The sequence below is a fragment of the Xanthomonas sp. CFBP 8151 genome, from assembly GCF_011761885.1.
Classification (GTDB): domain Bacteria; phylum Pseudomonadota; class Gammaproteobacteria; order Xanthomonadales; family Xanthomonadaceae; genus Xanthomonas; species Xanthomonas arboricola_B.
Map to the genome: position 1 here is coordinate 569999 of NZ_JAASQZ010000003.1, position 13989 is coordinate 583987.

A 13989-nucleotide genomic window follows, 5' to 3' on the forward strand; every position below is an offset into this window, starting at 1 on the left:
ATCGCGAGTAGGCTGGTGTCACCACAGCGCGCAGGACCGTCCCATGTCTCGCCTCCAGGATCTGCCCGAGCTCGAAAAATCTCCCGCCGCCGATATCAAGGTGAAGGGCTGGCCCAGCCTGATGCGCAAGGTGCGCTCGCATGGAGCGGTGGTCATCACCAACCACAACCATCCCGAGGCGGTGGTGGTGGACGCGGAGGAATATCGCCGGCTGGTCAGTCAGGCGAGCGCAGCGACGGCTGCCTCGACGCGCATGCAGTCGCTGCAGGCATTGCAGACCAGGTTCGATGCGCATCTTGCGGCGGTGACCGATGGCGCAGGTCTGGCCCAGGTGATCGGCAAGCCGGCACGCCGGGGCAGGAAGATCACCCTGGGGCCATCGCTCTAAACCGTGGGAAACATTCTGGTGCTGGCCGGCGTCAACGGCGCTGGAAAAAGTTCGCTGCTGGGCAGTCTGCTGCGGGAAGACGGCGCCACCTGGTTCAACCCGGATGCGTTCACCCGGGACCTGGTGGAGCAGGGCTGGTCACCCGAAGACGCCAATGCGCAGGCCTGGCAAGAAGGTGTGCGGCGGCTGCGTCAGGCCGTGGACGCCGGTCACGACTATGCATTCGAAACCACCCTGGGCGCCACGACCATCCCGCGCCTGCTGCGGCAGGCCTGCGCGACGCACACGGTGGCGATCTGGTTTTGCGGTTTGTCGAGCGTCGAGCTGCATATCGCACGTGTCGCGGCGCGCGTGTCCGCCGGCGGACACGACATCCCCGAGCACAAGATCCGTGAGCGATACGATGCCTCGCGCGCCAACCTGATCGCGCTGTTGCCGCACCTGGCGGTGCTGCATGTCTACGACAACAGCGCGCCCGCCGACGCGACGGGGCAGGTCGCGCCGCAGCTGGTGCTGGAACTGGACCGCAACGGCCTGCAGTACCCGCAAACGCCCGAAGAACTGGCGCAGGTGCCCGATTGGGCCAAGCCCATCGTGATGGCGGCGCTGGAGTTGCGGCAGTCTTGAACCGCGCGCTCAGGCACTTGCGGTCTGATCTGCTTCTCACCGACGCGGCCAGACATCCATCGACCTCACCCGTAGGAGCGCACCCGGGCGCGACAGGCCATACCGGCAAAGCTCCTCGCGCCCAGGTGCGCTCCTACCGGCATTGCGACAGCAGCGAGAACGCCACGCTGCACGTGGCAGTTGTAGCGTCACGCAGCGCTGCAACTGCAACGGCGGCGCTTACGCCTTGCCCAACTTCACCGCCACCGGGTCGCCGGTGAGGTAGCCCACCGCCGCGCCGAAACGGTTCTTGTAGTTGGCGCGGATCAGCGGATCCAGCGTGGCCTTGACGGTGTCGTGCAGCGGGCTTTCCCAATCGCCGGGGTGCTGGAAGTTGCTCATCACGTAGGTCCAGCCGTGGATCTGGTCGACCGCGTGCAGGCCGGTGGATTCGGCGCCGGCCGGTACCGACAGCACCCGCGTCAGCGAGCCGCTGTCCACGTTGTAGGCCCACAGGAAATTGTTGACGTGCAGGCTGCTGTCTTCGCCGATGAACAAGGTACGCAGCGTTTCGGAGAACTTGAGGTTGTCCGGGTTGGCCAGCCGTTCCGGGTCGGCCAGGTTGCCCAGCGCGTCGGCCTTGGCCAGATCGCGGCCGGTGAGCGCGGCCGGTGCGGCCATGTCGATCGGCACCCAGTCGCTGTGGATCGGCGCGCCGTGGCTGTCGCGCTGGCCGCCGCGCAGGTTCAAGGCGTACACCGCGCCCGCATCCGGTCCTTCCACCTTCACATCGCCCGAGCCGTCGCGCATGCTGGTGACGATGTAGGACATCGCCATGTAGGCGATCTTGTCGCGGGCATTGACGGTGGTGCCTTCGAGCTTGGTGAAGCCCAGGCTGCCGCCGGCCAGCGCTGCGTAACGGTGGGTTTCCAGATACGTCGCCGCCTTGTCCATGCCCGGCTTGATGCGGATCCAGTTGAAGCTGCCGTTGAACGGGATCCTGGTAAACGACGCATCGCCCGGGTCGCTCAGATGCACGTCGAGAATATCGGCGGCGGTGAGGCGGTCGGCCATGGCCTGGATCTGGGCACTGGTGGCGTGGCCGAGCTTGATCCAGCGCAACGTGGCCGCGCCCGGGCCCACGCCCGAGGTCTGCTGCCACTTGCCCACGTACAAGGTGCCGGCCGACAGGTCCGCCTTGCGGTCGGCGATGAACATGAAAAGGCCGCCATTGGTGGCGTCGTCGCCCATCAGCACGGTGCGCTGGTCTGGCATCACCTGCACCAGCTCGTGCGAGATGCGGCCCAGGCAGTAGTGCTTGCGCACGCTCCCGGTGCCGTCCGGGTGCACGGTGATTTCGGGCAGGTGGCCGTAGTGATACGGGTTGGCTTTTTCCGGGTCGCCGTACAGATGCGTGCTGTAGCTGCGGAACTGGGTGTTGCCGGCCAGCGCGGTGGCGTCGGGTTCGTACTCCTCGCTGGACAGGTGGGTATTCCACGGCGACAGGCTGGCGCCGCAGGTGGTCCATAGCCCGTGCACCGGCGCGGTGTCGACGTTGTGGTACTTCACCAGCGACAGCTTGCCGGTGGCCGGGTCCTGATCCAGTGTCAGCACCGCGATCGGCGCGGGCAGGTGGCGGTTGGTGTCGTTGCCGGCCTGGTCGCGGGTGGTGTATTCGAACTGCACCACCGCAAACACGTGATTGCCCTTGACTCCGGGCACCTTGGCATCGGGCAGGGTCAGCAGCGAGGAGCCGTCCGGGCAATCGGAAAAGAACGGGCGTTCGGCACCGGATTTGGAGCGGTCGATTATCGGCCGATGCTGGATGTCGTAATAGCCACCGGCCAGCACGGTGCCACCCTTGCCGTCGGGCACCTGGTCGCCGGTGACGAAGAACCGGTGGTAGGCCAGGGCATAACGCTGGGTGCTGCCATCGCTACGCGCCACCGTCAGCGCCGACCCCACCGTGGTGGTGGCCATCGCGGCCGGGTTGGCCAGGCTGGGCGCCGGCATGGCATGGAAGGTGGCCGACACCAGCCGGGCCGGGTTGTCCGATGGCTGCAGCGGACGTGCGGCCAGTGCCGCGCCGCCGAGGTGTTGCAGGGCTGCGGCGCTGACGCTGCCCAGTGGCAACAGCGGGACGGACGCCAGCAACTGCATCAGGCGGCGGCGGGCAGGATCGGGGGAGGCAGACATCGAAACTCCAGGCAAAGACGACGATCAGCGATGGCCGGTGGCGGATCGGCAAGCCGGTCACGCTAGGCCCGAGGTATGACAGGTGTTTGACGGCGAGCTCACCTGTTGGCGCGCATTCGAACATGGCGCCGCAGGCGAACCCGGCACTGCCCGCATTGGCGACAGCGGCTGCGCAGTGCAGAGCGCACGCAGTGGTGCATTGCAGCAAAGTGCGCCGCTACGCAGGTCCAGGCGCCGCACCGGATTCAGCGGTTTGCCGTGGTTTGACAGGTGCTGCCGGTATTCCATGCCTATAGCCCGGGTCAATAAGTTGGCCGTCGTTTGGCATACAAGCGCGCGTTGTTGACAGGGTAGGGGAATCACGCAAGCGTACGCCGCCTAATGGCCTGCGGCGTCACGCATCGCCGTGGGGAGAACCACCTGGAGACCTGGATCTTGGACAAGCTGCTTCGTCGTACCGCCGCGCCTGTCGCGCGTCGTGCCCTCTCTCTGGCCACCGCCGCTGCGGTGCTGATGCTGGCCGCCTGCCAAGGCAAGGACACCGCTGCCGAGGCGAGCAAGACCGCGCCGGCCGCCGCACCGGCCGAGGCGTCCACCACGATCCATCCCGACCAATGGCCGTCGCCGAAGTGGCCGTTCGCCCAGGACCAGGCCCTGGAGCAGCGCATCACCGATGTGATGGCCAAGATGAGCGTCGAAGAGAAGGTCGCGCAGACCATCCAGGGCGACATCGCCAGCATGACCCCGGACGATGTGCGCAAGTACCGCATCGGCTCGGTGCTGGCCGGCGGCAATTCCGATCCGGGCGGCAAATACGACGCAAGCCCGGCGCAATGGCTGAAGCTGGCCGACGCCTTCTATGAAGCGTCGATGGACACCTCCAAGGGCGGCAACGCGATTCCGATCATCTTCGGCATCGATGCGGTGCACGGCCAGAGCAACATCGTCGGCGCCACGCTGTTTCCGCACAACATCGGCCTGGGCGCCACGCGCAACCCGGAGCTGATCAAGCAGATCGGCGAAGTCACCGCCGCCGAAACCCGCGTCACCGGCATGGAGTGGACCTTCGCGCCGACCGTGGCGGTGCCGCAGGACGACCGCTGGGGCCGCAGCTACGAAGGCTATTCCGAATCGCCGGAGGTGGTGGCCAGCTTCGCCGGCAAGATGGTCGAAGGCGTGCAGGGCGTGCCGGGCACCCCGCAGTTCCTCGACGGCAGCCACGTGATCTCCTCGGTAAAGCATTTCGTCGGCGACGGCGGCACCACCGACGGCAAGGACCAGGGCGACACCAAGGTGTCCGAAGCCACCATGCGCGATATCCACGCGGCCGGTTACCCGCCGGCGATCGCGGCCGGTGCGCAGACGGTGATGGCCTCGTTCAACAGCTTCAACGGCGAGAAGATGCACGGCAACAAGGTCATGCTGACCGACGTGCTCAAGGGCCGCATGAACTTCGGCGGCTTCGTGGTCGGCGACTGGAATGGCCACGGCCAGGTCAAGGGCTGCACCAACGAAAACTGCCCGGCCTCGTTCATTGCCGGCGTCGACATGGCGATGGCCTCCGACAGCTGGAAGGGCATCTACGACACCGAACTGGCGGCAGTGAAGTCGGGCCAGATCTCGGCCGAACGCCTGGACGATGCGGTGCGCCGGATCCTGCGCGTCAAGCTGCGCCTGGGCCTGTTCGAAGCCGGCAAGCCGTCCAAGCGTCCGCTCGGCGGCAAGTACGAATTGCTGGGCGCGCCGGAACATCGCGCGATCGCCCGCCAGGCGGTGCGCGAGTCGCTGGTGCTGCTGAAGAACCAGGCCGGCATCCTGCCGCTGGATCCGAAAAAGCGCGTCCTCGTGCTGGGCGACGGCGCCAACGACATGGGCAAGCAGTCCGGCGGCTGGACGCTGAACTGGCAGGGCACCGGCACCAAACGCAGCGACTACCCCAATGGCAACACCATCTGGGAAGGCCTGGACAAGCAGATCAAGGCGGCCGGCGGCACGGCCGAGCTGGCAGTCGATGGTGCGTACAAGACCAAGCCCGACGTGGCGGTGGTGGTGTTCGGCGAAAACCCGTACGCCGAGTTCCAGGGCGACATCGCCACCCTGCTGTACAAGCCGGGCGACGAGAGCGAGCTGGCGCTGATCAAGAAGCTCAAGGCCGAGGGCATCCCGGTGGTGGCCGTGTTCCTGAGCGGGCGTCCGTTGTGGATGAACCAGTACATCAACGCCGCCGATGCCTTCGTCGCCGCCTGGTTGCCGGGTTCGGAAGGCGAGGGCATTGCCGACGTGCTGCTGCGCAAGGCCGATGGCACGGTACAGAACGACTTCAAGGGCAAGCTGAGCTTCTCCTGGCCCAGGACCGCGGTGCAGTTCGCCAACAATGTCGGGCAGAAGGATTACGACCCGCAGTTCAAGTTCGGCTTCGGCCTGACCTATGCCGACAAGGGCGACTTGGTCGCACTGCCGGAGGAATCGGGCGTGTCCGGCGAGCAGTCGGTGGGCGGGGTGTACTTCGTGCGCGGCAAGCCGGCGCTGGGCATTGCGATGCAGCTGTCCAATGCCGGCCAGGCCAACATGCCGGCGACCACGCTGCCGGTGGGTCTGTCCGATGGCAGCCTGAAGATGACCGCGGTCGATCACAAGGCGCAGGAAGATGCGCGGCGTCTGGTGTGGTCCGGTGCCAAGGCCTCCAGCGTGTTGCTGGTGTCCGGCAAGCCGGTCGATGTCTCGCGTGAGAGCAACGGCGATGTGCAGTTGCAGCTGACCGTGCGCCGCGACAGCGCAGTGACTGCGCCGGTGTGGCTGGGCGTGGGCTGTGGCGACAAGTGCGGCGGCCGCGTCGATGCGCAGAAGACACTGGCCGCGCTGCCGCAAGGCCAGTGGAAGGTGGTCGGCGTGCCGTTGAAGTGCTTCGCAGTGGCCGGTGCGGATGTGACCAAGCTGACCCAGGTCGCCAGCATCGAAAGCGCTGCGGCGCTGGACCTGTCGGTGTCGAAGATCGCGCTGGGTGCGCTCAACGAAGCCGAAGTCACGCTCGACTGCCCGGTCAAGTAAACAGCACACCCGCAGGCGCGCCTGCGGGTGCGCCCAGGTAAGAACCACATACATGCGTCGCCGGCCCCGGCGACGTGTTACAGCGGCCACCTTTAGCGGTGGTGTCATCAGCCGCCGCGGGACGCGCGCGTCGATCGGCCGGGAAGGCCTGCAGCTGCGGTTCGCCGCGCTGCCCCCCCCCCACGCACGCGGTGCGGGCGGCGGCAGTCTGCAGACCTGGCCGGTCCACGACGCGCAGCCCAGAGCCAGACAGGAGAGTGCAGTGGGTTTGGCGACGTTGGATATCGTGATTGTGCTGGTCTATCTGACCGGCATCTTCGTGCTCGCGCAGTGGGTCTCGCGCGAGAAGGCAGGTCACACCAAGAGCGCCGAGGATTACTTCCTGGCGAGCAAGTCGTTGCCGTGGTGGGCGATCGGCGCCTCGCTGATCGCCGCGAACATCTCGGCCGAACAGATCATCGGCATGGCCGGTTCCGGCTATGCGATCGGCCTGGCGATCGCCTCCTACGAGTGGATGGCGGCGCTGACGCTGCTGATCGTGGGCAAGTTCTTCCTGCCGATCTTCCTGCGCAACGGCATCTACACCATGCCGCAGTTCCTGGAACAGCGCTACGGCAAGTGGATCCGCACGCTGATGGCGGTGTTCTGGCTGCTGCTGTACGTGTTCGTCAATCTCACCTCGATCCTGTGGCTGGGGTCGATCGCGGTCAGCCAGGTCACCGGCATGGACCAGACCCTGGCGCTGGCGTTGATCGGCGTGTTCGCACTGGTGTACCAGCTGTACGGCGGGCTGAAGGCGGTGGCGTTGACCGACATCGTGCAGGTCACCCTGCTGGTGCTGGGCGGCCTGCTGGTGGCCGGGCTGACCCTGGCGCGGATCGGCGATGGCGCCGGCGTGCTGGCCGGCTTCAAGCACCTGTGGAGTGCGCACCCGGAGCACTTCCACATGATCCTGAGCAAGGACAACCCGTTCTACAAGGACCTGCCCGGCCTGAGCGTGCTGCTGGGCGGCCTGTGGGTGATGAACATCAGCTACTGGGGTTTCAACCAGTACATCATCCAGCGCGCGCTGGCGGCCAAGAACATCGGCGAGGCGCAGAAGGGCATGGTGTTCGCCGCGTTCCTGAAGCTGCTGATGCCGTTGGTGATCGTGGTGCCGGGCATTGCCGCGGTGGTGCTGGCGCCGGATCTGGCCAAGCCCGACCAGGCCTATCCGACCATGATGCAGCTGTTGCCGACCGGCATCCTGGGCCTGGTGTTCGCGGCGCTGGTGGCGGCGATCGTGGCCTCGCTGGCCTCCAAGATCAACTCGGTGGCGACGATCTTTACCCTGGATTTCTACGCCAAGTTCCGCCCGCAGACCGAGCAGAAGCAGCTGGTGCGCGTGGGGCGCATCGTGGCCATCGTGGCGGTGGTGATCGGCATCCTGACCGCGCGGCCGCTGCTGGGCAACTTCGACCAGGGCTTCCAGTTCATCCAGGAATTCACCGGTTTCTTTACGCCTGGCGTGGTGGTGATCTTCATGCTCGGCCTGTTCTGGAAGCGCGCCAACGAGGCCGGCGCACTGACCGCGGCGATCGGTTCGGTGGTGTTGTCGTTCGCGCTCAAGTTCGCCTGGCCGGAACTGCCGTTCATGGACCGCATCGGCGTGGTGTTCGTGGCGGCGCTGGTGCTGGCAGTGCTGGTGTCGTCGATGACGGCGCCGACCCAGGCGCGCGACCTGATCCGTACCGACGATGTGGCCTACGGCACCACGCTTGGTTTCAAGATCGGTGCGATCGGGGTGGTGGTGATCCTGATCGCGCTGTACGCGACGTTCTGGTAATCGCCCAGGCAGTCCGCTGACATTGGCTGCGCACATGCGGCGTGACGCTCAGGTGTCGCGCCGCATTGCGTCTGCACGTTGTGCTACCGCCGCTTACACGTGAGCCGCGGCCAGGCTTGCGGCAAGCAGGTTGACCGGCGCTTGGAACTGCTCATGCCACGGCGTCTGCAGCCAGGTTTCCAGTGCGGCGGCCGGCATCGGTTTGGCGATCCAGTAGCCCTGACCTTCGTCGCAGCCCCAGGCGCGCAACTGCGTGTAGGCCTCTGCCGATTCGATGCCTTCGGCGACCACGCGCTGGCCCAGGCTGTGGCCGAGCCGGATCATCGCCGGCACCAGGGTGCGGTCTGTGCGGTTGTCCGGCAACGAACGGATGAAGGACTGGTCGATCTTCAACGAGCTGGCCGGCAGCTGCTTGAGATAGCTGAAATTGCTGTAGCCGGTGCCGAAGTCGTCGATGGCGATATGCACGCCCAGCGCCGCGATGGCAGCCAATTGCTCGGCCAGATGCTCCGGGTGGCGGATCATCGCACTTTCGGTGAATTCGATCTCCAGCCGGCGCGGATCCAGCTGGTGGCGCTCCAGGCCACGCCGTAGCAGGCCGGCGAATCCAGGCCGGTCCAGGTCGGCGGCCGACACGTTCAAGGCCAGATTGAAGTCCAGACCCTGTCGTTGCCAGCGCGCGGCCTGTGCGATGCCGTTGTCGATGACCCAGGCGGTGATGCGGTTGATCAACGCGGTTTTTTCGGCCATCGGCACGAAGTCGGCAGGCATCACCGGGCCGATCATCGGATGCTGCCAACGCAGCAGCGCTTCCACTCCGACGCAGCGGTGATCGTGCAGATCCACGCGCGGCTGGTAGTGCAGGCGCAGCTGACTAGCGCTGTCCAGCGCGGCGGGCAGGGCTGCCAGCAGGCGGAAGGTATTGCGCTGGGCCACGTCGTGTTTGCGCTCGTACATGCTCCAAGGCACGCCGCGCTCGCGCGAGATGTCCACCGAGGTGGTCAGCGAGCGGATCGTGTCGGCAGCGCCGTAGCTGGTCTGTAGCGAGACCGCGCCGATCGAGGTCACTGCGGTATGCGGAATGCCCTGATGTTCCAGTGGCTCGGTGAAGGCCTTGGAAATCCTGGTGCACAGCGAGGACAAACGCTGTGTCTCGGCCTGGGCCAGAAAGCCGAAGGTGGTCGGGTCCAGCCGATACAGCGTGGTGCCGGCAGGCAGATAGGCCGCCAGGCGGCCCTGCGCGAGCGCCACATAGCCGTCGACGTAATCCCAGCCCAGCGCCTTGACCATGTCGCGGAAGTAATCGCTGCCGCAGATGTCGACCGCCACCGCAGTGATGGCCGGCGCACTGTCGCGTTGCGACAGCCAGGCATCCAGATCTTCGGCAAAGCGCGACCGATTGGGGAGCCCGGTCGGACCGTCGCGGTAGGTAGTGCTGCGCAGGTTTTCCACCCGCAGCACTGCCAGGTCGCGCAGGCCTTCCAGTTGCGTGATCGCTTCGGCGTCCAGACCCGGACGCGGGCTGGTTCCGATCACGCATAAGGTGCCGATGCGGTGGCCGTCGCGCAGCGTCAGCGGCGCACCGGCATAGAAGCGGATGAACGGCGGTCCCAGTACCAGCGGGTTGTCGCAAAAGCGCGGATCCAGTTGCGCGTCGGGCACCACCATCACCTCGTGGGCGCGGATCGCATGTGCGCAGAACGCCTGGTCGCGTGGGGTTTCCTGCGGTTCCAGGCCAATACGGGCCTTGAACCACTGACGATGCTCGTCCACCAGCGACACCAGCGCGATTTCCGCACCGAGGTTGCGGGCCGCCATGGCGGCGATGGTCTCGAACACCGGATCGGGCGGCGAGTCCAGCAGGCACAGGCCATGCAGGACGGCCAACCGGGTCGACTCGTCGACCATGGGCGGAAGAGGGGACTTGGCAGGAGCGAGCGCGGATTGCATGTGCTCCTATCGGCCTGGAGCGGAATCCCTTGATCGACCGCGCTGGGCGCCGTTCAGTTGAAGCGGCCTTGCCACGCGATGGCTGCGACTGAGCCGCTGCAGGAACGACAGCTGCGCGATGGCATCAGGCCACGGCATGACGCGACGGTATGAGCGACGGCCAGGCGCCAGTTCGACGATCGCTCCGGACTGCTGCGGTATGGCCGAGGCAAGCAACTGTTCGGCGTCGCAGTCGGCGCCGGGCGCGCCGGCCACTAAACATCGGCGTCGCCTGGCCGATCACTGATGGCGCGCCTGCCTGTGTCGACCACAACAAAGTTCGGCGCACTTTTTTCTGCGGTTGTTCGTTATGTGACATGGGTTGCATCGATTGACGCAAAAGATTGACACAGTGTTCACGCGCGCTGTGAGCGATGCCGTCGCTTCTCATCTCCCTACTGTCTGGAAATCGATCGTGAAATCATCGTTGTCTCGTTTCGCCAGCTGCATGCTGCTGGTCGTTGCAGGCCTGGCATTGTCGTCTGCCGCGCACGCGGGGCTGTCGGTGTCCGGCGCGCAGCTGCGTGAGTCCAATGGCAACACCGTGGTCTTGCGCGGCGTCAATTTGCCGCATGCCTGGTACGCAAGCCGTACCGATGCGGCCCTGGCTGCCATCGCTGCCACCGGCGCCAACAGTGTGCGTGTCGTGCTCAGTTCCGGCTATCGCTGGAACCGCACGCCGGAGGCCGACGTGGTGCGCATCATCGCGCGTTGCAAGAGCCTGGGCTTGATCGCGGTGCTGGAGGTGCACGACACCACCGGCTATGGCGAAGACGGTGCCGCCGCCGGTCTGCCCCAGGCCACTGCGTACTGGACCAGCATTCGCAAGGCGCTGATCGGCAACGAAGACCACGTCATCATCAACATCGGCAACGAGCCGTTCGGCAATCAGTTGAGCGCCAGCGAATGGGTCAACGGGCATGCAACCGCGATCGCCGCACTACGCAAGGCCGGGTTGACCCACGCACTGATGGTGGATGGCCCGAACTGGGGACAGGACTGGACGTTCTACATGCGCGACAACGCTGCCGCCTTGCTGGCACGCGACAGTCGCCGCAACCTGATCTTCAGCGTGCACATGTACGAAGTGTTCGGCAGCGATGCGACGGTCAACAATTATCTGCGCGCTTTCCGCGATAAAAAGCTGGCGCTGGTGATCGGCGAGTTCGGTGGAGACCATCGCGGCGCGCACGTGGACGAGGCGGCAATCATGCGCCGTGCCCGCGAATACAACGTCGGCTATCTGGGCTGGTCGTGGTCGGGCAACGACAGCAGCACGCAATCGCTGGATATCGCGATCGGCTGGAACGCCACGCGCCTCAGCAACTGGGGCCGCAACCTGATCCTGGGCGCCGATGGCATCGCCGCGACCTCGCGCATGGCGAGCGTGTTCGGGCCACGTTGAGATTGAAGCCCTGCGGTCAGAGTCTTTGGTTTTTCGGGGTGCGTGGATGGGTTACTTGCAGAGCTTCCGATTTGCGGGCTTTTTGCAGGGCCCTTGCCCGCCCACTATCGCGGGACACGCCGCAAGTACGTCCGTGTAGGCTCTTACGCGGCATCCATGCCGCGTAAGGTCCCGCGACGGTGGGCGGGCAAGGACCCGTCGAGATGGTCGGTGTCATAGTGCAAGCGACGCATGACGTGTGCTGGTCGGATTACTAAGCGTTCGATCAACCTCTGACCATTTTCGCGTCGCAAGCCGAGCAGCAAACGGGCTTTCAACACGCAAGCTACAAACAGCGCATCTGCTGCCGCGAGCCGAGCAACACGCTTTCAAGAAAGCAGCCGATCAACTCTCTGGCGTGGTGTCCTTGCCGGTTGCGCGACCCTTGGCGGCATGGATGCCGCCAAGGAGCCTCCATGAACGGATTCACGGCATGTCCCACGAGCGGTGAGGGCACCGCGCACTCGACTCACCGAGCGTTTGACTTGAGCGTCGGATCGAACCAAAAAACAACGCCATGGTTGAATGGATCAAGCCTGGAATAGCACCTGAAAAACGCCACGGTTCAACGTTTCGTTGCCAGGTCTCAACGCCCGGGCTCGCGTAACGGCCCCGGGCTTGGCCGCTTGGTCAGCTTGCGCTGCAGCGAGCGGCGGTGCATGCCGAGCAGGCGTGCGGCAGCGGAGACATTGCCGCCGGTTTCGTGCAGCGCCTGCTGGATGTGCTCCCACTGCAGGCGGCTGAGCGGTGTCATCATTTCCCGCGCGGTTTCTTCTTCGTCCGGCTCGGGCAGTTCGTCGTCCTCTTCGCCCAGCGCCCGCATGATGGTGGGGATGTTGGCCGGCTTGGGGAGATAGTCGTCGGCACCGAGCTTGATCGCCTCCACGGCGGTGGCGATGCTGGCGTAACCGGTGACCAGCAGGATGCGCATGTCGGCGCGGATTTCGCGCAGCGGCTGGATCAGGCTCAGGCCCGAATCGTGGCCGAGCTTGAGATCGATCAAGGCGAAATCGGGCAAGGCGCTGCGTGCGGTCGACAGGGCACTGGCCGCATCGGTGGCGGTCACGGTTTCCACGCCACGGCGGGCGAGGCTGCGTTGCAGCGTGCGCAGGTACAAGGTGTCGTCATCGACCAGCAGGCCGGTACGCAGGGGAGTGCTTGTCATGCGAGTGCCTCGTGTTCGGAGAGCGGCAGACGGAAACCGACGCGGGCGCCGCTGCCTTCGGCGGGCAGCATCCACAACTCGCCCTGCAGGCGCTCGACGGTGGCGTGCGAGAGCGCCAGCCCCACTCCCATGCCGTCATGCTTGCCGCTGTTGAACAAGGTGCCCGGCAACATGGCCTGCGAGGTGTCGAAGCCTGGACCGTAATCGCGGACTTCGCCGCTGAGATGGTCCTGCTCCACGCGCAGGGTCAGATCGATCTGCGGCCGACCGGCGCGTTCGCCCGCATCGGCCGCATTGTTGAGCAGCACCATCAGCAGGTGGCTGACGCCTGGCTGCAGCAGCAGGCGCATCGGTGCGTCGTCGTTGCGGCGCAGCTCGATGGTCGGGCGCACCAGCCGCCATTGTTCCAGGACGTCCTTGACTGCCACTTCGCGGCTGAGGTGGCCATTGTCGGCCGGTGCGGCCAGGGCCAGCACGCGCTCGTGGCACTGCACCAGCAGCTCGCGCAGGGTGTCCAGATCCTCGCGCAATTCGCTCTGGTCGCACTGGTCTGCGATGTCGTCCACCAGTAGGGTCATCGTCGCCAGCGGGGTGTTCAATTCATGCGCGACCGAGGCCGCATGTGTGGCCAGCGCGACGATGCCCTCGTTGCGTGCGAAGCGCTCGCGAAGCGTGGAAATCTCGCGCTCGCGTTCGCGCATCGACAAGGCCAGCCGGGTGGCGAAGGCCAGCACCACCACCGTCGACAGCAGGAAGTTGGCCGCCATGCCCCACATGTGCAGGCTGAGCGGGTCGAAGCTGCCGTAGGGCAGCGGCAAGCCGAACGCCGCACTGATCACATAGCCGGCCACGCAGGACGCCGCCACCGCCATCGCCCAGCCTAGCGGCAGGGCCAGCGCGGCCAGCGCGATCAGGACCAGGAACAGCGAACCGAACGGGTTGGCGATGCCGCCGCTCCAGCCTACCATCCAGGTCAGCACGGTGACATCGACCAGGATGTGGCCGAATTCGGTGGCCTGGCTGACCGCGCCACGGTGGGCCACCCGCAGTTGCGCATACAGGTTGAACACCGTCAGCGCGGCCACACCGGCCCACAAGGGTTGCTGCGGCAGGTGCAGGCCCATGAGTCCGGTGGCGACCAGGATGGTGGCGGCCTGGCCGGCAGTGGCCAGCCAGCGCAGGCTGCACAGGGTCCGCAGGAAGGAGGCGTCTGAGGAATTCATCACGGCAATGCTATGCGCTCGGGGGCGTGGCGGCCTGCGACAAACCGTCGCATCGGCAGGGAAGGCAGCCCGCGCAGCGCTTCAGCTGTGAGCGGACCGATGACA

Annotated in this window: 9 protein-coding genes; 5 read left to right on the forward strand and 4 right to left on the reverse strand. The window is 65.9% G+C overall.

The annotated features are described in order from the left end of the window. Window positions 1-43 precede the first annotated feature (43 nt). Window positions 44-388: a type II toxin-antitoxin system prevent-host-death family antitoxin gene (locus FHT08_RS16720; protein WP_104607265.1), complete on the forward strand. Its 345-nt coding sequence runs from the start codon at window positions 44-46 to the stop codon at window positions 386-388. A 3-nt stretch (window positions 389-391) separates the two neighbouring features. Next, window positions 392-1015 carry an AAA family ATPase gene (locus FHT08_RS16725; RefSeq protein WP_166775849.1) on the forward strand — a complete coding sequence of 208 codons (624 nt, stop codon included), beginning with the start codon at window positions 392-394 and terminating at the stop codon, window positions 1013-1015. Between the two features lie 219 nt (window positions 1016-1234). Here the strand turns inward: FHT08_RS16725 and FHT08_RS16730 are convergent, their stop codons facing one another. Beyond that, a complete protein-coding gene (locus FHT08_RS16730; protein ID WP_166775851.1) occupies window positions 1235-3190 on the reverse strand; it encodes an alkaline phosphatase PhoX in 1956 nt (651 codons plus the stop codon). Window positions 3191-3625: 435 nt separating this feature from the next. Here FHT08_RS16730 and FHT08_RS16735 point away from each other — a divergent pair, with 435 nt between their 5' ends. Next, on the forward strand, window positions 3626-6238 hold the full coding sequence (locus FHT08_RS16735) for an exo 1,3/1,4-beta-D-glucan glucohydrolase (RefSeq protein WP_166775852.1): 2613 nt from the start codon (window positions 3626-3628) through the stop codon (window positions 6236-6238). A 262-nt stretch (window positions 6239-6500) separates the two neighbouring features. After that, the gene (locus FHT08_RS16745; RefSeq protein WP_166775856.1) at window positions 6501-8063 is read left to right on the forward strand and encodes a sodium/sugar symporter; all 1563 of its coding nucleotides are present in this window, start codon (window positions 6501-6503) and stop codon (window positions 8061-8063) included. A 93-nt stretch (window positions 8064-8156) separates the two neighbouring features. On the opposite strand, the gene FHT08_RS16750 is transcribed toward FHT08_RS16745, so the two are convergent. Next, window positions 8157-10013: an EAL domain-containing protein gene (locus tag FHT08_RS16750; protein ID WP_243849067.1), complete on the reverse strand. Its 1857-nt coding sequence runs from the start codon at window positions 10011-10013 to the stop codon at window positions 8157-8159. 487 nt (window positions 10014-10500) lie between these two features. Here FHT08_RS16750 and FHT08_RS16755 point away from each other — a divergent pair, with 487 nt between their 5' ends. Then, the gene (locus FHT08_RS16755; protein ID WP_166775912.1) at window positions 10501-11457 is read left to right on the forward strand and encodes a glycoside hydrolase family 5 protein; all 957 of its coding nucleotides are present in this window, start codon (window positions 10501-10503) and stop codon (window positions 11455-11457) included. 625 nt (window positions 11458-12082) lie between these two features. On the opposite strand, the gene FHT08_RS16760 is transcribed toward FHT08_RS16755, so the two are convergent. Continuing rightward, entirely contained in the window at window positions 12083-12661 is a 579-nt protein-coding gene (locus FHT08_RS16760; RefSeq protein WP_104537569.1) for a response regulator transcription factor, read from the reverse strand. Further along, window positions 12658-13884, reverse strand: coding sequence for an ATP-binding protein (locus FHT08_RS16765; protein WP_166775858.1), 1227 nt, complete (start codon window positions 13882-13884; stop codon window positions 12658-12660). The genes FHT08_RS16760 and FHT08_RS16765 overlap by 4 nt, the downstream gene beginning before the upstream one ends. Between the last annotated feature and the right edge of the window lie 105 nt (window positions 13885-13989).

Excerpts from the sequence above, each read along its gene's own strand:
- FHT08_RS16720 (WP_104607265.1), top strand. The coding sequence starts at position 44 with ATGTCTCGCCTCCAGGATCTGCCCGAGCTCGAAAAATCTCCCGCCGCC.
- FHT08_RS16730 (WP_166775851.1), bottom strand. The coding sequence starts at position 3,190 with ATGTCTGCCTCCCCCGATCCTGCCCGCCGCCGCCTGATGCAGTTGCTG.
- FHT08_RS16750 (WP_243849067.1), bottom strand. The coding sequence starts at position 10,013 with ATGCAATCCGCGCTCGCTCCTGCCAAGTCCCCTCTTCCGCCCATGGTC.
- FHT08_RS16755 (WP_166775912.1), top strand. The coding sequence starts at position 10,501 with ATGCTGCTGGTCGTTGCAGGCCTGGCATTGTCGTCTGCCGCGCACGCG.
- FHT08_RS16760 (WP_104537569.1), bottom strand. The coding sequence starts at position 12,661 with ATGACAAGCACTCCCCTGCGTACCGGCCTGCTGGTCGATGACGACACC.
- FHT08_RS16765 (WP_166775858.1), bottom strand. The coding sequence starts at position 13,884 with ATGAATTCCTCAGACGCCTCCTTCCTGCGGACCCTGTGCAGCCTGCGC.